This is a genomic window from Pseudarthrobacter sp. MEB009 (assembly GCF_030208875.1).
Taxonomy (GTDB): Bacteria; Actinomycetota; Actinomycetes; order Actinomycetales; family Micrococcaceae; genus Arthrobacter.
This window is the reverse complement of the sequence record NZ_JARVTC010000017.1, coordinates 21,848-41,771: the sequence shown is the minus strand read 5'-3', so window position 1 is coordinate 41,771 and position 19,924 is coordinate 21,848. Positions and strand designations below refer to the sequence as shown.

Sequence of the window (19,924 nt, the reverse complement as noted above, 5' to 3'; positions counted from 1 at the left end):
CAGGGGCCCCAACTGGTGGCGCCGCTTCCACGACAAGTTCGTTGTGGAAGAGCGCTACATGGACCCCGCGGCGCGAACAGCCCTGTACCGCTGGGCCGTGATCCTGATGGCAGTGGGTGCCGTCCTGTTTGTGGTAACCCTGCTTGGGGTCCTGCAGCGGGATGGGCTGGCGTCGGCCGATGAATCAGCCCGGAACTGGCTGCTCTCCACCCGGTCGGAGGTGCTCACAGCGGTGATGATCTTCCTGGCCGTGGTTTTTGGACCCATAGCCCTGCCGATTATCGTCCTGGTGATCATCCTGGTCTGGGGGTTCGCGGCCAAGCATGCCTGGCGGCCCATGCTCCTGGCGGGCGGCATGCTCACGGGGGTGGTGATTTCACAGATCATCCTGCAGATCGTCCGGCGGTCCCGGCCGCCTGTGGAACTGATGCTGTTCGGTGCCGACCACACGTTCTCATTCCCTTCCGGCCATGTCCTGGGTGCCTGCGACTTCCTGCTGGTGGGCGTTTTCCTGATCGTCTCGCGGCGCACCAACACCCGGGCCGCCGTGCTCGGCTTTATAGGTGCCGGCGTCGGGATTGTGCTGGCAGCGCTCAGCCGGCTGTACCTGGGTTACCACTGGTTCACCGACGCCCTGGCGTCGCTGTCGCTGTCGCTGCTTATCCTGGGTGCGGTCATCGCGCTCGACACGTGGCGCACGGCCCGGATCCCGGGCGAACGGATCACCGGCGAGCTCTCCAAAGCGGATGCGCCGGGCGACTAGGTTCCGGCTGGTTCCCCACAGCTGCCCAGCAGGCTGCGGGTGAGGGATTCGGCGTCGGCCATCAGGTCCTCCACCGCGGCGGCGAGGTGGGCGTCGGACACCGCTGCGCCCTCCAACGCGGCCGCCACCACCGCGCGGCGGACCAGTTCGCGGGCGAGGGACGCGGTGGTGCCCTCCGTCCGTTCGGCGGCAGCCGCCAGCGCAGCCGGCGAGAAGCCAACGTGGCGGGCGTAGAGCTCCAGTAACCGGATCCGCTCCGCACGCCCCGGCAACGGGACCTCCACGGCCAGGTCCACCCGGCCAGGGCGCTGGGCCAGGGCCCGTTCCAGCATGTCCGGCCTGTTTGTGGTGAGCACAAACGCCACATCAGCGTCGTTGTCCAGCCCGTCCATGGCATCCAGCACCTCAAAAAGCAGCGGCTGCGGGCCGTGCCCAAAGCTCCTGTCCTCGGCAATCAGGTCGCAGTCCTCCATCACCACAATGGACGGCTGCAACGCCCGGGCCATCCGCGCCGCATCGGAAATCCTGGCGAGGGACCCGCCGGACAGGAGGATCGCCGTCGAGCCTGCACTCTGGCTCAGCAGGTGCCTGACGGTGTGCGTTTTTCCGGTCCCGGGCTTCCCGTACAACAGGATGCCGCGCTTGAGGTGCTGGCCGTGGTCCCTGAGCGAAGCGCGGTGCGTGGCGATGCCCACTGTATGGTCCGCCACCTTCTGCAGGAGTCCTGCAGGCAGGATGACGTCCGACGCCGGGAGGCTTGGCCGGTGATGGAACGTCACGCCCGCGGCGCTGGGGCCGTATTCGTTCATCACCAGGGAAATCACTTGCCCCTTAAGGACGCTGTTGCCATCCATCCGGCGCCGGAACTCTGCGAGGAACCCCGTGGCGGCATCCCGGTCCGCGGCGAGGACTTCAAGCGTCGCCTGCGGGCGGCCGGATTGCGGGCTGCTGTCGCGCTGCAGGACGGCCAGTGGCTTGCCGTCAAAGCTGAACAGCCAGAGGCCCAGGGCCACGGCCTGGCGGTGGCTGTCCGGGCCCACCGCGAGGTTCGCGAAGTCCGGCTTGGCGAGCGGGAACTGCGGGTAGAGCTGTGATTCCTGGACCATGTCGCTCAGGGACTGGTGATGCCGCTGGCACCCACCGCCGATGCCAACCAGCCGGCCAGCGGGGTCCTTTTCCACCAGGCCTGCCATCACAATGTCGGCATCCACAAACCGGTGCGGCGGGATCTGTTCCACCACCACCGAAAGCTCCCCGGCAGCCACGCCGAGATGCCCGGTCAGGGCTTCAACCAGCTGTGTTCCGGCCTGCGGTTTATGGCTTGCGGACTGCGCCAGATTAACCAGCGCAGCAAAATCGTCGATGAACTTCCCCAGTTTTCCATCCATGCCCAGACCCTAGCAGGAAGGCCCGGATTGCCACTCGTCAGCATCCCCGCGGTGTGAGATTCTGGGGGGTACAGTTTACGCCCCAGCCTAGGAAGTTGCAGCCCCGCATGCACATCACCGCCAAGGATCTTGCCGCCCTCCTTCCCTCCGGATTCACCCTTGGAGTGGCTACCGCTGCGTTCCAGATCGAGGGGGCACTGGAGGAGGACGGCCGCGGCCCCGCAGGGTGGGACCGGTTCGCTGCCAGGCCCGGAACCATCGTGGGGGACCACAGCCCCGTGGTGGCCACCGACCACTACCACCGGATGCCCCAGGATGTGGCCCTGATGAAGCAGCTGGGCGTGGATTCGTACCGGTTCTCCTTTGGCTGGCCGCGGATCCAGCCCACGGGCAAGGGCCCGGCAAACCGCGCCGGCCTGGACTTCTACGACCGGCTCCTGGACGAACTGCTGGCCAACGGGATCTCGCCGATGGCCACCGTGTACCACTGGGACACCCCGCTGGCCCTGGACGACGACGGCGGCTGGATGAACCGGGACACGGCCTACCGCCTGGGTGAATACGCAGCCATCCTTGGCGAGGCGTTCGGGGACCGGGTGGACCGCTGGGTCACCATCAACGAGCCCGCCACCGTCACCACCAACGGCTACACGCTGGGGCTGCATTCCCCTGGGAAGGATCTGCTTCTGGGCGCCTTCCCCACCGTCCACCACCAGCTGCTGGGCCACGGCCTGGCACTGCAGGCGCTGCGGGCTGCAGGGGTACGCGGGGAAATCGGCATGACCAACGTTTACTCGCCCATGGTGCCCAACTCGATCAACCCCCTGGACAAGGTTGCGGCCGGGCTGATGGACCTGGCACAAAACACCCTTTACGCGGATCCCGTCCTGAAGGGCAAATACCCTGACCTGGTCCGGGCCGCAAAGTTCTTCAGCTCCTTCGAGCACCCGGACGAAGACCTGGAACTCATCTCCGCGCCCCTGGACTTCTACGGCCTGAACTACTACATGCCCACCAAGGTCGCAGTGGGTCCAGGCAGCGGTGCGGTGCCTGCCAGCATGGCCGAAGCCATGGGCAGCGACATCAGCGCCACCGGCGGTACGGCCCCGTTCCACGTTGAAGCCTGGCCGGAGGCTGACATTACTGCCTACGGCTGGCCGGTCAAGCCGGAGTACATGGGGGTGGCGCTGAAGGAAATGGCAGCCCGGTACCCCAACCTGCCGCCCGTGTACATCACCGAGGGCGGGGCCAGCTTCGAGGACATCCTGGTCCGGGACAAAGCCACCAACACCGTGTCCATTCCCGATGAGCGCCGCCTCAAGTACCTGTCCGACCATATCGAGGCCGCGGTAAAGGCAACGGCGCCGGGAGGCATCGCGGAGAGCATCGAGCTGCGTGGCTACTACGTGTGGTCGCTGCTGGACAACTTTGAGTGGTCAGCCGGGTACAAACAGCCGTTCGGACTGCTCCACGTGGACTTCGAAACCCTGGAGCGGACGCCCAAGGCCTCCTATTACTGGCTCCAGGAGCTGATCGAGGAACGCAACCTCCTGCAGGCCGCAGGGATGGCGGTGGCACAGGCAGCGGTCCCGGAAGGCGCTGCAATTCCGGACGACGGCGCCACGCCCGTGGGTGCCATGGCCTAGCTAGAGCAGGTCCAGGGTGGCCAGCTGCTTCGCCATGCCGGCGCCGTCCGGGGAGTAGATCCACGGCACCCGGGACGCTGAGTGGTCGCCGTCCTCCGAGTGGCCGCCGGCGAACACCGACTCACTGACGGACAGTTGCCGGATTGCGATGGCCGCAACGCGGTCCGGGTTGTCCGCGGCGAAGCTGTTGTAGATGGCCTCATCGTGCTGGCCGTTGTCGCCGATCAGGAGCCACTGGATGTCCGGGAACTCCTTGCTGAGCCGCTCCAGGTTCCGGCGCTTGTGTTCCTGGCCGCTGCGGAACCAGCGGTCCTGCGTCAGGCCCCAGTCCGTCAGCAGCAGGGCGCCGGCCGGGTACATGTTGCGGACCAGGAACCGGGCCAGGGTGGGCGCCGCGTTCCAGGGGCCCGTGGATAGGTAGATCACCGGGGCCTCCGGATGCTGGATCCTGAGCCGGTCCAGGAGTACCGCCATGCCGGGGGTGGCCATGCGGGCACGTTCGCTCAGCACAAACGTGTTCCAGAGTGCCAGGAAAGGCCGGGGCAGGGCGGTGACCATCACAGTGTCGTCTATGTCCGAGACGATCCCGAAGCGTACCTCCGGAGCCACCACCTGGATCAGCGCCTCGTACGGTTCGGTGCCTTCGGCCTGCAGTACTGCGGTATGCCAGCCCGGTGAAAGCCGGACGTCCACTTCCGTGTCAACCAGGCCGCCCCGGTCCGCTTTGACGCGGGCCACCACATCGCCGATGGTGATTTCGACGTCCGTAAACTGCAGCGGCACGCTGGTGAACGCACGCCAGCCCCGGACGTTCTGCATGCCGCTGCCGGCCTCCCGCTCGGCCCGGCTGCCCGGCAGCGGCCGCTGCGTCAGCAGCACCCGGCCCAGCACCCGCACCCGGCTGGTGGAGCCGTAGCCCTGGTAGGCGATGGTCTGGGGCACAAAGTCCCAGCGTTTGGCGAGCTTGATCCTGACCCCGTTGACGGCGTCCGAGATGCGGTGGGCCAGCCGGAAAAACCCGTTACCGGCCAACCCATTCCCGTCCGGCAAATGGTGGGGCTGCGGAGCTGCGTTCGGGGGCACGTCGTGCGGGGCCTGGTCCATCCCTCCACTCTGCCACAGGGCGATGCCTCACACGGTGCTGCATGGGTGGCGAAGGTGCAGGCAGCCACCCCGGCGTCACACGCCGAGGAACCCCCGCAACGTGGCGGCGTTGCGCACGGCGTGGCCGCCGCCGTCGTTATTGAAATATGCGTACACGTCCAGTCCCGCGGCGTCCCATTCACGGATCCGGTCCGCCCACCAGTGCAGGTCCGGATCCTGGTAGGAACCTCCATACAGATGGTGCTGGTCAGGGCCGTGCAGCCGGACGTAGGCGAACGGCGCGGTGGCGCGCAGGACGCAAGGCAGGTTGGCCCCGCTCATGACGCAGTACGCGGCCTGGTGCCGCGCCAGCAGGGCGTACACCCCGGGGCAGTCCCAGCTGGGATGGCGGAACTCGACTGCCACCCGGATCCACGGCGGGACGGCGGACAGGAAGTAGTCCAGCCGCGCTTCGTCGCGTTCCAGTTGTGGCGGCAGCTGGACCAGCAGGACAGCCCGTTTGTCGCCCAGTTCGTGCCAGCAGCGGGCAATGCGTTCCAGCCAGACCTCCGGGCCGTAAAGCTTCCTGCCGTGCGTCAGTCCCCGCGGCGCCTTGACGGACATGGCAAAGCCGGCGGGCAGGCGGCGGTTCCAGCCAGCGAATGCGGTGTCCCGCGGCCAGCGGTAGAAGCTGGCGTTCAACTCAACCGTGCTGAACCGGGACACGTATTGCTGCAGCCGATCGCGGGCGGGCAACCCGGAAGGGTAGAGGACATGCTCCCAGTGGTCGTAGCTCCAGCCGGACGTGCCGATGTGGATTGCCATGGTACCTGCCGTTAGTGGTGGGCCCGCCGCGGGCGGGCCGGACTGGAAGGCTGTTGCATCACCAACTGTCAGGCTACACGCCGGAACCGGCCCTGGCCGCAGGTGCATATGGCAGGGTGGGACCATGGCACGTATCGAGGATTATGCGGTAGTGGGCGACCTGCACACGGGGGCGCTGGTCAGCAAGGAAGGCTCCATCGACTGGCTCTGCCTTCCGCGGTTCGATTCGCCGGCGTGCTTCAACGCGCTGCTGGACACTCCCGACGCCGGGCGCTGGCTCCTCGCGCCCGAAGGCGGCGGCAGCTGCACGCGGCGCAGCTATCGGGACGGCAGCCTCATCCTCGACACGGAGTGGGAGACGCCGGAAGGCACGGTGCGCGTCATCGACTTTATGCCGCCACGCGACTCCGTGGCCGATATAGTCCGCATCGTTGAAGGCATCAGCGGCACCGTCAAAATGCACGGCGAGCTGACCCTCCGCTTCGATTACGGGCACATCATTCCCTGGGTGCGCCGGGACAAGCACGGGCTCCACGCGATCGCTGGCCCGGACGCGGTTTACCTGGTTACCCCTGCCCCGCTGCACGGCGAGAACATGCACACCGTCAGCGACTTCACGGTCAGCGCAGGGGAGCGGATCCCGTTCGTCCTGACGTGGGCGCCGAGCCATGTGGGCCGGCCCCACATGATGGATGCGGAAGAGGTCCTGGGCACCACGTTCGCGTTCTGGCGCGGCTGGACATCGCAGTGCGCGGTCAAGGGCGAGTACCAGGACGCCGTGGTCCGCTCCCTGGTGACACTCAAGGCGCTGACCTATGCGCCCACCGGCGGCATCGTTGCTGCCGTCACCACCTCCCTGCCGGAACAGCTGGGCGGCCCCCGCAACTGGGACTACCGGTACTGCTGGCTCCGCGACGCCGCCATGACGCTCCAGGCGCTCCTCGCCGCCGGCTACACGGCCGAGGCCGCAGCGTGGCGCGACTGGCTCCTGCGCGCCGTGGCCGGCGACCCGGCAGACCTGCAGATCATGTACGGCATCCACGGCGAACGCCGGCTCCCCGAGATGGAACTGCCCTGGTTGAAAGGCTACGAAAACTCCGCTCCGGTGCGGATCGGCAACGGTGCCGCTGACCAGTTCCAGCTGGATGTGTGGGGCGAGGTCCTGGACTGCCTGGCGCTGACCCGGAATTCACTGCTGAAGCACTCGGACGAGGCCTGGGCGGTGCAGCTGGCCCTGATGGCCCACCTGGAAACCATCTGGGACCAGCCGGACAACGGGCTGTGGGAAATGCGCGGTCCCCGCCGGCACTTCACGCACTCCAAAGTGATGGCCTGGGTTGCCGCGGACCGGATGGTCAAGGGCGTCCGGGATTACGGGCTGCCCGGTCCGGTGGAACGGTGGGAGGAGCTCCGGGACACCATCCACGCGGAAGTGATGGCCAACGGGTTCGACGCCGAACGGAACACCTTTGTCCAGTCCTACGGCCGGCCGGAGCTGGACGCCAGCCTGCTGCTGATTCCCCGGGTGGGGTTCCTGCCGCCGGATGATCCCCGCGTGATCGGGACCATCGAGGCCATCCAGCGGGACCTGACGGAGGACGGCTTCGTGCTGCGCTACCGCCCCGACGAGAGCGACGACGGCCTGCCGGGCGACGAGGGGGTGTTCCTGGCCTGCTCGTTCTGGCTGGTGGAGGCCCTGCTGGGCGCCGGCCGGCACGTGGAATCCAGGCAGCTGTTTGAGCGCCTGCTGGAACTGCGCAATGACGTGGGACTGCTCAGTGAGGAGTGGGGCGTCAAAGCCGGCCGCCAGCTCGGCAACACCCCGCAGGCCTTCAGCCACTTCGCCCTGGTGACCAGCGCGCTGGAGCTGCACCAGGACACCATGCGCCGCAGCGACAGGCCCATCCCGCCCGAAACGGTTCCCGCCGGCTGAACCGCCGCTTTTCCATCAGCCAACCGGTAAGTATACTTACTAGTACTTCATGGAGTGCTTCCAGATGCACAGTGCCGTGATTAACGGAGGAGTGATACGAATGGCCGGATATTTTGAACTCGTGGATGCGCCCGACGGCGGCTATCGGGTCCGGATGATGGATGGGGCGGGGAACCTGATGGCCATCTCCGTAACCTTCCCCACCAAGCGGGCGGCCGCCGCCGGCATTGCCATGGCCCGCGAGGTGGCCGGCACCGGCCTGATCCGGGACAAGAGCCATGGCGGTGCAGGAACTGTGCTCCGCGAACGGGTCCGGCCCGTCAGTTCCGCCAAGGAGGAAGCGGCCCTGCGCCGTAAAGCGCCGGACGTCCGGCGGGCGGCAGTGTGAGTAAGGCGGCAGACCAGGCGCCCTCCGGCCTGCGCCGGGGGGTGCTTTTTGATGTGGACGGGACGCTGATTGACTCCTCGTATCTGCATACCGTGGCGTGGTGGGGTGCGTTCCGCCAATACGGCCAGGACATCCCCATGGCCGCGATCCACCAGCATGTGGGCATGGGCGGCGCGCGCCTGGTGGACGCTCTGCTTCCGGCTGGACCCCACCGCCCGGCCACTGCGGACGTCCTGGCCGCCCACGGTGCCCTGTACGCCGCCAACTGGCCCGCACTAAGGGCCTTTGACGGCGCTGCCGACCTGTTGACCGGCTGTCACGCCGCGGGCCTCGCCGTCGCACTGGCGTCGTCCGCGCGCACCGAGGACCTGGCGGTCATGCGGGACGTCCTGGGCGCCGGCGATGCGATTGACGCTGCTACCAGCGCCAATGATGCCAGCCGCAGCAAACCTGCCCCGGACATCCTGGTGGCCGCCCTGGCCGCCATCGGGGTGGAAGCTGCAGACGCGGTCTACGTGGGGGACGCGGTGTGGGACATGAAGGCTGCGGCGGCGCTGGGCATACCGGCGATCGGGGTCACCAGCGGCGGCATCCCCGCCGAAGCGCTCCGGGAAGCCGGGGCCGTGGAGGTCTACAGCGGGCCGCGTGAGCTGCTGGACAAGCTTGGCGCCAGTGCGATCGGCCGGCTCCTCACCCCGGATCCCGGGCAGTAAACAGCGGTTCTCCCGGTGGGTCAGGCAGTTGGCCCGGCCGTGGCAGCGTCCTCATCGCCGGCGTCGGGCGGCTTGTTCCACGTCACCAGCACATGGACGGAGCCGTCGCCGTTGCGCTGGACGTTCGTTCCGACGTCGGCCGGGACGGCCCCCATCTCCGTGATCCTGGTGCGGTACGACGCCACCAATTGCGTAAGGCTTTCCTCGGTCCATTCGCCGGGCCGTATCCGGGTGGAAATTTCGACTGGTTCCGGCTGGTAGAGCGTCATGGCTGTTCCCCTTCCTGCGGTACGGATCTGTTCTTCCTACGCTAAGAGCCTGTGGCGCGGACGACAAGGGTTTTCATCAGCATGCTTACTTTTTTGGGCGGAATCCGATAGCGTCGAAACGAGGGCAGCCGGCCCGGACCCGAGGTAAAGGAGAAGACAGTGCGAGCACTGACGTGGCAGGGAAAACGATCAGTAAGTGTTGAGGAAGTGCCGGATCCCGTCATCCAGGAACCCACTGACGCCATTGTGCGGATCACGTCCACCGCCATCTGCGGTTCGGACCTGCACCTTTATGAAGTCCTTGGCGCATATATGCATAAGGGGGATGTGATTGGCCACGAGCCCATGGGCATCGTGGAGGAAGTGGGCAGCGCGGTAACCAACCTGCGCAAGGGCGACAGGGTGGTGGTCCCATTCAATATCTCCTGCGGGCACTGCTTTATGTGCAGCCAGGGGCTGCAGTCCCAATGTGAAACCACCCAGGTCAAGGAAAAAGGCTCAGGAGCTTCCCTCTTCGGGTTCTCTGAGTTGTACGGGTCCGTCCCGGGCGGGCAGGCCGAGTACCTGCGCGTTCCCCACGCCGACTACGGGCCGGTCAAAGTGGGAACCGAGTTGCCGGATGAGCGGTACCTCTTCCTCTCCGACATCCTGCCGACCGCCTGGCAGGGTGTGCACTACGCAGACGTTGAGCCGGGCGGAACGCTGGCGGTGTTCGGGCTGGGTCCCGTGGGCCAGTTCGCCAGCCGGATCGCCGCCCACCGCGGCGTCCGGGTCATCGGCGTTGATCCGGTACCTGAACGGCGGGCCATGGCTGCCAGGCACGGCGTGGAAACGCTGGACTACAGCAAAGGCATCGCGGACGAACTGCGGGAGATGACTGCCGGCCGCGGAACTGACGCGGTGATTGACGCCGTCGGCATGGAAGCACACGGTTCCCCGCTTGCCGGGTTCGCGCACCAGGCGCTGGGGCTGCTGCCGGACAAGCTGGCACAGAAAGCCATGGAAACGGCCGGCGTGGACAAGCTCGCGGCGCTCCACACGGCCATCGACGCCGTCCGGCGCGGTGGAACGCTCTCCCTGAGCGGCGTGTACGGCGGCGAGGCAAGCCCCATGCCCCTGATGACCATGTTCGACAAGCAGCTGCAGGTGCGGATGGGCCAGTGCAACGTCCGGCGCTGGACCGATGACATCCTGCCGCTGGTGGAGGACGACGCCGATCCGCTGGGCGTGATGGACCTGGTCACCCACCGGTCCGGGCTGGACGGTGCGCCGGCCCTGTATGAGAAGTTCCAGAAGAAAGAGGACGGCTGCATCAAGGTGGTCCTCAACCCCGGAGCATAAGCCCCAACCCAACCAAGTAGCGCCACGTGCCGTCATGAGGGTTAACAACGACACTTGGCGCTACTCAGGTGGGGAAGAAGAAGTTCCTAGGTGAGTCGGACCTGGCGGTTCATGTCCTTGTACAGCAGGTAGCGGAACTCGCCCGGGCCACCGGCATAGCAGGCCTGCGGGCAGAACGCGCGCAGCCACATGAAGTCGCCGGCCTCCACTTCCACCCAGTCGTTGTTCAGCAGGTACATGGCCTTGCCCTCGAGGACGTAGAGGCCGTGTTCCATCACGTGGGTTTCCGGGAAGGGGATCACGCCGCCGGGCTGGAAGGTCACGATGTTGACCTGCATGTCGTGGGCAAGGTCGCTGGAGTCCGTGAAGCGGGTGGTCTTCCACGCGCCGTTGGTGTCCGGCATCGCGGTGGGCTCAACGTCCTTTTCGTTGGTCACGAAGGACTTGGCCTCGTGCCCTTCCAGGCGTTCGTAGGCCTTGCGGATCCACTGGAACGACGCCGGTTCGGTGGAGTTGTTCTCGACGCCCCACTCCGAGCCGGCGGCCAGGTAGGCGTAGCCGCCCTCCTCCAGCTGGTGCAGCTCGCCGTCGAGGGTGAGGCTGAGGCTGCCGCGGGTAAGGAACACCACGCCTTCGACGCCCGGCTCGAATTCAGCTTTCGGTGCGCCGCCGCCGGGGCCCACCTCGACGATGAGCTGGGAGAAGGTGGTGGCAAAGCCCGAGATGGGCCGGGCGATGATCCAGGAGCGGGTGTTCGAGAAGCCAGGCAGGTTGCTGGTCACGATGTCCGTCATCACGCCTTTGGGAATCACCGTGTAGGCCTCGGTGACGATGGCGCGCTCGGTGGTCAGGTGGCTCTGCGGCGGCAGGCCGCCCTGGGGGGTGTAGTACTTGCCCATGGGGAAGTCCTTTGCTTAGGAGGTGGAAGCGGCCAGCCGCGGGTGGGCAAGGGCCGTGAGGTGGGAAATGTCGACGCCGGTCCCCGCAAGGACCTCGTCGGCACCAACAGCGCCGCACTGGACACCGCGGAGGACAAACGCCGCAAGGGCGCGGGCCGTGGCGGGCTCGTCCATCACACCGCCTTCGGTCCGCTCAACGTAGTTGCGCAGGCGGGCGGCAGCTGCGGGCAGGCCTTCCCGGTAGAAGGCGTAGGTGGCGGCGAACCGGCTGGGGAGCTGGGCCGGGTGCAGGTCCCAGCCCTGGTAGTAGCCGCGTTCCAGCGAACGGCGGACCAGCCGGCCGTGCAGCTGCCACGCGTTTTCCACGTTGTCGCCCACCGGGATGATGTTGGTGGACCCGTCGGAGAGCCGGATGCCGGTGCCGGCCACGGCCAGCTGCATGACTTCCTTGGCGAAGTCGGCAACGGGGTGCTCCATGGACTGGTACTCGGCCGCGATCTGCAGCGACGCGGAGTAGTCGTAGGTGCCGTAGTGCAGGCCGCTGATCCGGCCGGGCACGGCGTGCGGAAGCTGCGCCACCGGCGAGGTGCCGTCCGGTCCGAGGATCAGCTGCGGTGTTTCCACCTGCACCTCGAAGCGGAGCCTGCCGGCAGGCAGGGAGTGAACTGTTTCCAGGCGTGAGACCGCGAAGTCCATGGCCTGGACCTGCGCCACGGTGGTGACTTTGGGCAGGGTCAGGATCAGGCCCTCGGGAAGTTCGCCGGCAGCGGCCAAGCCGGACACAAACAGGTCCAGGGTCCGCAGCCCCCGGGCCCGGGTGGCGGCCTCGAAGCATTTGAACCGGATCCCGATGAACGGCGGGGCGGTCCCGGCCGCGGCTGCGGCGGCCACGGCGGAAGCCGCGGCAACGGCGGCGGTGTCTTCGGCGTCGTCGCCCCTGTCGCCGAACCCGTCCTCAAAGTCGAGCCGCAGGTCCTCGATGGGTTCGCTGGCCAGCTTGGCCGCCACCCGGGTGGACACGGCCTCGGCCAGCCCGGCGTCCTGGCCCAGGAGGTCCGCGAGCTTACCGAAGCCGCCCTTGGCTGCCACGGTAGCCAGCGCCTCGGCGCCCCAGTCCGCAGCGAACGACGGCGAGAAACGGTCAGCGGGCACGTACACCGTATGGACGGGCTGGCGGGAGCCGTCGTCGCCCGGGTAGTTGCGGTCCAGCAACCGGTCGGTGGCTGCGAGCTGCCCGTCGATGTGGGCCAGGTCCGCAGCAGAGAGAGAAGGTGTTGCCGCCATGCCTCAGCCCACCAGTTCGTAGGCAGGGGTGGTCAGGAAGTCGGTGTAGCCATCGGAAAGGCAGATGTCCCCGATGAGCCCGCTGGCCGGCTGGTAGTAGCGGAGGAACGCTTCGTCGCCCACCTCCGTGCGGAGCCGTTCGGTTTCCTCGCCCAGGATCCGCTCCACCAGGTCCTTGGTGACGGTGTTGCCGGTATCGGCCAGCACCGATTTGTTGCGGATCTGCTGCCACACCTGCGACCGGGAGATTTCCGCGGTGGCGGCGTCCTCCATCAGGTTGTGGATGGCCACGGCGCCGTTGCCCGAAAGCCACACGGCGGTGTACGCGACGGCCACGTAGAGGTTCAGGCGAAGGCCGGCTTCGGTGACCTGGCCGTCGGCGGAGGAGACGTCCAGCAGCTGGGCTGCCGTGACGGTGACCTCGGGGCGCTGCTTGTCCAGCTGGTTGGGCCTGTCGCCGAGGACCCCGTCAAAGACTTCGCGGCAGGTGGGGACGAGGTCCGGGTGGGCCACCCAGGACCCGTCGAAGCCGTCGTTTGCTTCCCGGGTCTTGTCTGCGCGGACCTTGGCGAAGGCCGCCTCGGTGACCTCAGGGTGGCGCCGGTTGGGGATAACGGCCGCCATGCCGCCCATGGCGAAGGCGCCCCGGTGGTGGCAGGTCTTCACCAGGAGTTCCGTGTAGGCCCGCATAAAGGGTGCGGTCATGGCCACGGAGGCGCGGTCCGGCAGGACGAATTCCTCGCCGGCGTCCCGGAAGTACTTGATGATGCTGAACAGGTAGTCCCAGCGGCCGGCGTTCAGGCCCGACGCGTGGTCCCGCAGTTCGTACAGGATTTCGTCCATCTCGAACGCAGCCGGGATGGTCTCGATCAGCACCGTGGCCCGGATGGTGCCCTGGCCCAGGCCCAGGAAGTCCTGCGCGAAAACAAACACGTCGTTCCACAGCCGGGCTTCGAGGTGGCTTTCCATCTTGGGCAGGTAGTAGTACGGGCCCTGGCCGTTGAGGACCAGCTGCTTTGCCACGTGGAAGAAGTGCAGGCCGAAGTCCACCAGCGCGCCTACGGCCGGCTGGCCGTTCAGCAGCAGGTGCTTTTCCGCCATGTGCCAGCCGCGGGGGCGGGCCACCACGACGGCCAGGGGCGCGTCGGTGCGGAGCCGGTATTCCTTGCCCTCATCAGAGGTGAAGGCCAGGGTGCCCTGGGCGGCGTCGCGGAGGTTGAGGATGGCGTCGATGACGTTGCCCCACGTGGGGGTGCTGGCATCCTCGAGGTCCGCGAGCCACACCTTGGCACCGGAGTTAAGGGCGTTGATGGCCATCTTGGCCGGCGTAGCGGGCCCGGTCATTTCCACGCGCCGGTCCTGCAGGGCTGCCGGTGCGGCGGCAACCTTCCAGTCGCCGGCGCGCACCTCCTGCGTTTCCGGCAGGAAATCGAGCTTGCCGGTTTCGGCAACACGCTGGCGCTTGGCACCGCGGGCAGCCAGGAGCTCGTCGCGTGTGCCGGCGAAACGTTTGTGGAGTTCCTCCACGAAAGCCAGCGCCTTGGGCGTGAGGATTTCCTCCGCGCGCTCGATCGGCGTGGGGTCTGTGACTGTGATGGCCATTTCTGGTCCTTTCCTTGGCTGCGGGTCAGGCGGTGTGTCAGGCGTTGGCGTAAGCGGCCTCGGCCGCCGGTTCCGTTGCCTGGCCAGCCGCTGTTGCCGCCTGGGCTGAACGGGCGGCTGCTGCCACCGCTGCCGCCACATCGGCGGCCACGTGGGGATCAAAGACGCTGGGGATAATGTAGCTGGCATTCAGCTCGTCGTCAGCTACCCGGTTGGCGATGGCATCCGCGGCGGCCACCAGCATCTCCGGCGTGATGTCCGATGCGCCGGCGTCCAGGAGGCCGCGGAAGAAGCCTGGGAACGCCAGCACGTTGTTGATCTGGTTGGGGAAGTCGCTGCGGCCCGTGGCCACTACTGCTGCGTGCTTTGCGGCGATGACGGGGTCGATCTCCGGCGTGGGGTTGGCCATGGCGAACACGATGGCATCTGCGGCCATCGAGGCGACCTGCTCCTCGCCGATGACGTGCGGTGCGCTGACGCCGATGAACACGTCGGCACCCTTGAGCGCCTCGTGCAGGGTTCCGGCGAAGCCTTCCTCGTTGGTGTTGGCGGCAATCCAGCTGCGGTGGCTGTCGTTGTACGTTTCGCCGGAGTGGATGGCGCCGGAGCGGCCGGCAGCAACAATGTGCTGGGCGCCCTGGGCCTTGAGGAGCTGGATGATGGCGGAACCCGCGGCGCCAACGCCGGAGACAACGATCTTGACCTCGGCGAGGGTCTTGCCCACCACACGCAGGGCGTTGACCAGGGCTGCCAGGGTGACGATGGCGGTGCCGTGCTGGTCATCGTGGAACACCGGGATGTCCAGTTCCTCGCGGAGGCGGTTCTCAATCTCGAAGCAGCGCGGGGCGGCGATGTCCTCGAGGTTGATGCCACCGTAAACGGGGGCCATGGCCTTGGCGATCATGATGATTTCCTCGGTGTCCTGGGTATCCAGGCAGACCGGCCAGGCATCAACGTTGGCGAACTGCTTGAACAGTGCCGCCTTGCCTTCCATGACCGGCAGGGCCGCGGCCGGGCCGATGTTGCCCAGGCCCAGGACCGCCGAACCGTCAGTGAGCACAGCGATGGTGTTGCGCTTGACCGTCAGGTTGCGGGCAGCAGCGGGGTCCTCGGCGATGGCCATGCAGACGCGGGCGACGCCGGGCGTGTAGGCGCGGGACAGGTCATCGCGGTTGCGCAGGGCTACTTTGGGGACAACTTCAAGCTTGCCGCCCAGGTGCATCAGGAACGTGCGGTCCGAGACATGCTGGACCGTGACGCCGTCAAGCGCGTTCAGGGCGTCCTTCACGCGGCCGGCGTGGTCGTCGTCGGTGGTGTTGCAGGTGACGTCCACTACAAGGGTCTCGTGGTGGGACTCGGTGACGTCCAGTGCGGTGATGGCTGCGCCGGCTGCGCCGACGGCGGCGGCCAGTTCACTGGTGGCCGTGAAGCTTGAGGGTGCTTCCACGCGCAGGGTGATCGAATTTCCGGGGCTCGGGTTCGCCATTGAATGTCCTCCTGTAGGGCCCTAGCGGGCTTTCTGCTTTCGAAAAGTTTTCGTATTATGGATATTATTATCTACTTTGTGGAAATACAAGCCCCGAGGTGTTTCATGGCGTCCGGCCGCGGCCGTGCTGTAAGTTGGGACAACTAGGGCACGTCTTTTTCACCATGCGGATAAGACTTGTCGGAATCCGAGTCCACAGGAGACTGGTACATGGCTGAGAAAGCCGCCGGAGGCGTTCAGTCCGTTGAACGCGTGTTCGAACTCTTGGAACTGATCACGGACGCTGGCGGCGACGTCACCCTGAGTGAGCTGTCCTCGTCCACGGACCTGCCGCTGCCCACCATCCACCGGCTCCTGCGGACATTGGTGTCCCTGGGGTACATCCGCCAGCTGCCCAACCGCAGGTATGCGCTGGGGCCCCGGCTGATCCGGCTCGGCGAAGGCGCCAACAAACAGCTCGGCGCCGTGGCCCGGCCGCAGCTCAAGGGCCTGGTGGACCGGTTGGGGGAGACCTCCAACATGGCTGTGCTGGACTCTGACATGGTGATTTACGTGGCGCAGGTTCCCTCGCTGCACTCCATGCGGATGTTCACCGAGGTGGGCCGGCGCGCCCACACCCATGACACCGGCGTGGGCAAGGCCATCCTGGCCCAGCTGGACGACGAGGTGGTCCGCGGCATCGTGGCCCGCACCGGCATGCCCACCCCCACGGCCAAAAGCATCGGCGACATCGAAGCGCTGTTGGCGGACCTGGGCCGGATCCGGGAACGCGGCTATTCCATCGATGAGGAAGAACAGGAGCTCGGCGTGCGCTGCTTCGCCATGGCCGTGCCCAACGCGCCGACCCCCACTGCCATCTCGGTGTCCGGGCCCGTATCCCGGGTGGACTTTTCCTTCGGCGAACGGGCAGTGCCCATGCTCCGGGACGCCGCGCAGGCCATCTCGGATGAGCTCAACCGCAACTGATCCTGCCGGTCCGGACGGGCGGGTGGAGCCTGCCTGTCCGGGCTTCCGGCACGGGTCAGCCACGGCCGTTGACCCCCTCCGGGCCCGGGCGTAGCATCAGCGCATCCATTGGAAATCAACCCTGGGAGCGCTGTCATGGCAACCTTCATGGACGTGCATCACAACATGGTCGGCATCACCGCTGAGCAACTGCACGAAGCCCACAACGCCGACCTGGCAATCCAGGCGGACGAGCAGGTGGAGTTCAAGCAGGCGTGGGCTGATCCCGACTCCGGCCTGGTGTATTGCCTGTCCGAGGCGCCGGACGTGGAAGCCGTGAAACGGATCCACGAGCGGTCCGGGCATCCCGCCGACGAATACCATCCGGTTCCCCTGGTGGTGTGAAGCTGCCGCGGAACCACGGCTGCCGGCGTTGTGCCCCCACCGCCGAAGCGCGAGATGGCACTTCGCGGCAATGTTCTTCGAAAACATTGCCGCGAAGTGCCATCTCGCGTGGGGGGTTAGTGCTCTGACGCCTTTTCGCTGGACTGGACCGGGACTTCCTTGCCGTCGCAGTCGATGAGCTTGCCGCCTTCGAAGCGGTCGCCGTCGGCCAGGCACTTCAGTTCCTCTTCCTTGACCACACGGCCGGTGCCGGCCACAAACACCGACTGGTTCTCCGAATTTCCCGCCCGCAGGTGGTTGAAGAGGAGGTTCAGCAGGATGGCCATGACGGCTGCCGAGCTGATGCCGGAGTGGAAGATGGTGCCGAACCAGGACGGGAACTGGTCGTAGAAGGACGGGGCCGCGATGGGGATCATTCCGAACCCGATGGACGCGGCCACGATGATCAGGTTCATGTTGTTTTTGTATTCAACCTTGGACAGCGTGCGGATGCCGGAGGCGGCAACGGTGCCGAAGAGGACCACACCGGCGCCGCCCAGGACGGGCGTGGGGACGGCCGCCACCACGCGGCCCAGGACTGGCAACAGGCCCAGGATGACCAGGATCAGACCGCCGGCGCTGACCACAAAGCGGCTCTTGACGCCGGTGATGGCCACCAGGCCCACGTTCTGGGCGAAGGCGCTCTGGGTGAAGGAGTTGAACAGGGGGGAGATGGCGCTGGAGAGCATGTCGGCGCGCAGGCCGTCGCCGATCCGTTTGGAGTCCACCTTGGTGCCCACGATTTCGCCCACGGCGATGATGTCCGCGGAGGTTTCGGTCAGGGTCACCAGGATCACGATCAACATGGAAATGATGGCGGCGATTTCGAAGACGGGCGGGCCGAACGCGAAGGGGGTGGGGAAGGCGACGATTTCGCCCTGGCCCACCTTGGAGAAGTCAGCCATGCCGAACAGGAAGGCGATCAGGGTGCCCAGGACCATGGCCAACAGGATGGACAGCCGGGAGATCGCGGCGCTGCCCACTTTGCTCAGGAGCAGGACGATTGCCATGGTGGCCGCGGCGAGGCCGATGTTGGAGACGCTGCCGTAGTTGGGGGCCTTGTTGTTGCCGCCCATGGCCCAGTTGGCTGCCACGGGCATCAGGGTCAGGCCGATGGTGGTGATGACGGTTCCGGTAACCACGGGCGGAAAGAACCGGATGATCTTGGAGAACAGCGGGGTGATGAGCAGGCCGATAACGGACGCCACAATGACGGCGCCGAACACCGCCTGGATACCGCCCCCGCCGTTGACGATCGCCACCATGGTGGAGACGCCCGCGAAGGAGACGCCCTGGACCAGGGGAAGCTGGGAGCCGAAGAATGGGATGCCCACGGTCTGCAGGATGGTGGCGAGGCCGCCGACGAACAGGCAGGCGGCAATCAGCAGGCCGATGTCCTGCGAGTTCATGCCGGCAGCGGCGCCAATGATCAGCGGCGGGGCAATGATGCCGCCGTACATGGTGAGGACGTGCTGGAATCCGTAAGCGAACGTGCTTCCGAGGGACAGTCGCTGGTCTTCGAGGCGGCCGGTATGGGACGTGCGTTTGCCGGCGGCAGCAGCGGCCGGCTTCTTTTTGAGGTTCATGGCAGACTTTCTGGGTTCATGGCAGACGTCTTTGTCTGGCTAACGTTGTCTGGCTGACGTGGTGCTGCCTGTGGTGCCGGTGGCCGGGCCGGGATGCGGCGCGGCCACCGGTTTCCAGGCTGGTGGTGCAGCGGGGTGGTGCGGGTGTTGGTGCGGGCTCAGCAGAAGCCGGCGATGCCCGACCAGGCCACCGGGGCGGCCTCGGCGTCGTCGCGCTGGACGGTGGCCTCGATCAGGCCGTAGGGGCGGTCGGCGGCGAAGAAAACCTCATTGGGGTTGTCCAGGCCGAAGGGGGAGAGATCCACCAGGAAGTGGTGCTTGTTGGGCATGGAGAACTTGATCTCATCGATTTCGCTGTGCGCTTCGAGGACCTTGGTACCCATGTCGAACAGGGTCTGCTGGAGGGCGTGCGAGTAGTTCTCGGTGAAGCCCTCGAGCAGGAGGCCCTTGACGTCGTCGTAGCTCTTGTTGAAGTCCAGCGAGCTGAAGTCGGTGCCGGTCTTGAAGCGCCAGCGGGCAGATACATCCGTGGCCAGGATGCGGTCGGCGGTTTCGGGAAGGGTGGTGTATTTGTCCCGCGGGTAGCCGGCGAAGCCTGACTGGGTGGACTTGAGGACGGTGAGGTCCTTCAGCCCGGAGATCAGGTGGCTGGTGCCGCCGTCGCGGACCAGGACCGCGGTGCGGACTTCCTGACCGTTGCGGACGAAGGAGTGGTCGTGTTCGCTGCCGTGGGCCTGGATGCGGTCCCAGCTGTAGGCCTCCGCTTCCCAGCGGCCGCCGGTGACCCAGTCGAAGCTGGAGGTGAAGTGCCCGCCGAGGCGCAGGAGGAATTCCTCGGGGGAGCCGATGCCTTCGCGGGCAAAGGCGTAGATGGTGTTTTTCTGGGTATCGGTGGCCACCACGTGGGCGTTGTCGCCTTCGAGGTGGGCGGCCGAGAAATCGCCCCGGAGCTGCGAGGTGACGTTAAGGTCTTCGATTTCGTGGCGGGCTGAGTCGCGGGTGATTTTGACGACCCGGACTTCTGCCTTGCCGTACTGGTTTTCGCCGAGGATGATCTTGCTGCTCATGGTCTGTTCCCAACTTCCGGTAGTGGAACCTAGGTTCCTTCACTGAAATTAAGCGCGCATTTCGTGCGCGTTTCCGGTGTTGCCGACCCAACAAAAAAAGAGCCGGCATCGATTGATGCCAGCTCATTACGACCCTGCCTGCTGCTCCCAGGTTACGTGACCTGGGCCACGAGTTGACTAACAGCGTACTCCCGCAAATCGGTGGTGTACATCACAAAATGAAAATCCGGATTGTGACCGGCTGCCGGCCGCGCCGCTTCGG

The 19,924-nt window shown here is 66.5% G+C and carries 18 protein-coding genes; 8 read left to right on the top strand and 10 right to left on the bottom strand.

Annotation, left to right across the window (positions count from 1 at the left end; all coding sequences use genetic code 11):
* The first annotated feature begins 58 nt into the window (after positions 1 to 58).
* Complete coding sequence (locus QRN07_RS17255) at positions 59 to 763, top strand: phosphatase PAP2 family protein (protein ID WP_502934798.1); 705 nt, start codon at positions 59 to 61, stop codon at positions 761 to 763.
* On the opposite strand, the gene QRN07_RS17250 is transcribed toward QRN07_RS17255, so the two are convergent.
* Positions 760 to 2,151, bottom strand: a complete 1,392-nt coding sequence (locus QRN07_RS17250) for an AAA family ATPase (RefSeq protein ID WP_285241722.1) — start codon at positions 2,149 to 2,151, stop codon at positions 760 to 762. The genes QRN07_RS17255 and QRN07_RS17250 overlap by 4 nt on opposite strands.
* A 107-nt stretch (positions 2,152 to 2,258) precedes the next feature.
* Between QRN07_RS17250 and QRN07_RS17245 the strand changes: the two genes are divergently transcribed.
* Positions 2,259 to 3,797, top strand: a complete 1,539-nt coding sequence (locus QRN07_RS17245; protein ID WP_056601327.1) for a glycoside hydrolase family 1 protein — start codon at positions 2,259 to 2,261, stop codon at positions 3,795 to 3,797.
* On the opposite strand, the gene QRN07_RS17240 is transcribed toward QRN07_RS17245, so the two are convergent.
* Together QRN07_RS17240 and QRN07_RS17235 are read right to left on the bottom strand one after the other, a co-directional pair.
* A complete protein-coding gene (locus QRN07_RS17240; protein ID WP_082484547.1) occupies positions 3,798 to 4,901 on the bottom strand; it encodes an App1 family protein phosphatidate phosphatase in 1,104 nt (367 codons plus the stop codon).
* Between the two features lie 75 nt (positions 4,902 to 4,976).
* The gene (locus QRN07_RS17235; RefSeq protein WP_050685116.1) at positions 4,977 to 5,705 is read right to left on the bottom strand and encodes a DUF72 domain-containing protein; all 729 of its coding nucleotides are present in this window, start codon (positions 5,703 to 5,705) and stop codon (positions 4,977 to 4,979) included.
* 124 nt (positions 5,706 to 5,829) lie between these two features.
* Between QRN07_RS17235 and QRN07_RS17230 the strand changes: the two genes are divergently transcribed.
* From QRN07_RS17230 to QRN07_RS17220, 3 genes are all read left to right on the top strand, one after another.
* Positions 5,830 to 7,638 (top strand): glycoside hydrolase family 15 protein, encoded by a 1,809-nt coding sequence (locus QRN07_RS17230; RefSeq protein WP_502934797.1) that lies wholly within the window; start codon positions 5,830 to 5,832, stop codon positions 7,636 to 7,638.
* A 100-nt stretch (positions 7,639 to 7,738) separates the two neighbouring features.
* A complete protein-coding gene (locus tag QRN07_RS17225) occupies positions 7,739 to 8,026 on the top strand; it encodes a DUF1508 domain-containing protein (protein ID WP_050685118.1) in 288 nt (95 codons plus the stop codon).
* Positions 8,023 to 8,739, top strand: coding sequence for an HAD family hydrolase (locus tag QRN07_RS17220; RefSeq protein ID WP_285241720.1), 717 nt, complete (start codon positions 8,023 to 8,025; stop codon positions 8,737 to 8,739). Before QRN07_RS17225 ends, QRN07_RS17220 begins: the two co-directional genes overlap by 4 nt.
* 20 nt (positions 8,740 to 8,759) lie before the next feature.
* Here the strand turns inward: QRN07_RS17220 and QRN07_RS17215 are convergent, their stop codons facing one another.
* A complete protein-coding gene (locus QRN07_RS17215; protein ID WP_050685119.1) occupies positions 8,760 to 9,008 on the bottom strand; it encodes a hypothetical protein in 249 nt (82 codons plus the stop codon).
* Between the two features lie 159 nt (positions 9,009 to 9,167).
* Between QRN07_RS17215 and QRN07_RS17210 the strand changes: the two genes are divergently transcribed.
* Complete coding sequence (locus tag QRN07_RS17210) at positions 9,168 to 10,349, top strand: zinc-dependent alcohol dehydrogenase (RefSeq protein ID WP_050685120.1); 1,182 nt, start codon at positions 9,168 to 9,170, stop codon at positions 10,347 to 10,349.
* 86 nt (positions 10,350 to 10,435) lie between these two features.
* Here QRN07_RS17210 and QRN07_RS17205 read toward each other — a convergent pair whose 3' ends face one another.
* The 4 genes from QRN07_RS17205 to QRN07_RS17190 are packed head-to-tail and all read right to left on the bottom strand — an operon-like array spanning position 10,436 to position 15,620.
* The gene (locus QRN07_RS17205; RefSeq protein WP_050685121.1) at positions 10,436 to 11,248 is read right to left on the bottom strand and encodes a bifunctional allantoicase/(S)-ureidoglycine aminohydrolase; all 813 of its coding nucleotides are present in this window, start codon (positions 11,246 to 11,248) and stop codon (positions 10,436 to 10,438) included.
* Between the two features lie 15 nt (positions 11,249 to 11,263).
* The gene (locus QRN07_RS17200; protein ID WP_285241719.1) at positions 11,264 to 12,532 is read right to left on the bottom strand and encodes a DUF6986 family protein; all 1,269 of its coding nucleotides are present in this window, start codon (positions 12,530 to 12,532) and stop codon (positions 11,264 to 11,266) included.
* Between the two features lie 3 nt (positions 12,533 to 12,535).
* Positions 12,536 to 14,134 carry a malate synthase A gene (aceB, locus tag QRN07_RS17195; protein ID WP_050685123.1) on the bottom strand — a complete coding sequence of 533 codons (1,599 nt, stop codon included), beginning with the start codon at positions 14,132 to 14,134 and terminating at the stop codon, positions 12,536 to 12,538.
* Between the two features lie 37 nt (positions 14,135 to 14,171).
* The gene (locus tag QRN07_RS17190; RefSeq protein ID WP_050685124.1) at positions 14,172 to 15,620 is read right to left on the bottom strand and encodes an NAD-dependent malic enzyme; all 1,449 of its coding nucleotides are present in this window, start codon (positions 15,618 to 15,620) and stop codon (positions 14,172 to 14,174) included.
* A gap of 210 nt (positions 15,621 to 15,830) precedes the next feature.
* On the opposite strand from QRN07_RS17190, the gene QRN07_RS17185 reads away from it, so the two are divergent.
* Together QRN07_RS17185 and QRN07_RS17180 are read left to right on the top strand one after the other, a co-directional pair.
* A complete protein-coding gene (locus QRN07_RS17185) occupies positions 15,831 to 16,586 on the top strand; it encodes an IclR family transcriptional regulator (RefSeq protein WP_050685125.1) in 756 nt (251 codons plus the stop codon).
* A 135-nt stretch (positions 16,587 to 16,721) separates the two neighbouring features.
* The gene (locus QRN07_RS17180) at positions 16,722 to 16,970 is read left to right on the top strand and encodes an SCO4226 family nickel-binding protein (protein WP_050685126.1); all 249 of its coding nucleotides are present in this window, start codon (positions 16,722 to 16,724) and stop codon (positions 16,968 to 16,970) included.
* Between the two features lie 116 nt (positions 16,971 to 17,086).
* Here QRN07_RS17180 and QRN07_RS17175 read toward each other — a convergent pair whose 3' ends face one another.
* Positions 17,087 to 18,595 carry a nucleobase:cation symporter-2 family protein gene (locus QRN07_RS17175; protein WP_285241718.1) on the bottom strand — a complete coding sequence of 503 codons (1,509 nt, stop codon included), beginning with the start codon at positions 18,593 to 18,595 and terminating at the stop codon, positions 17,087 to 17,089.
* A 158-nt stretch (positions 18,596 to 18,753) separates the two neighbouring features.
* Positions 18,754 to 19,662 (bottom strand): factor-independent urate hydroxylase, encoded by a 909-nt coding sequence (gene pucL, locus QRN07_RS17170; protein ID WP_285241717.1) that lies wholly within the window; start codon positions 19,660 to 19,662, stop codon positions 18,754 to 18,756.
* Between the last annotated feature and the right edge of the window lie 262 nt (positions 19,663 to 19,924).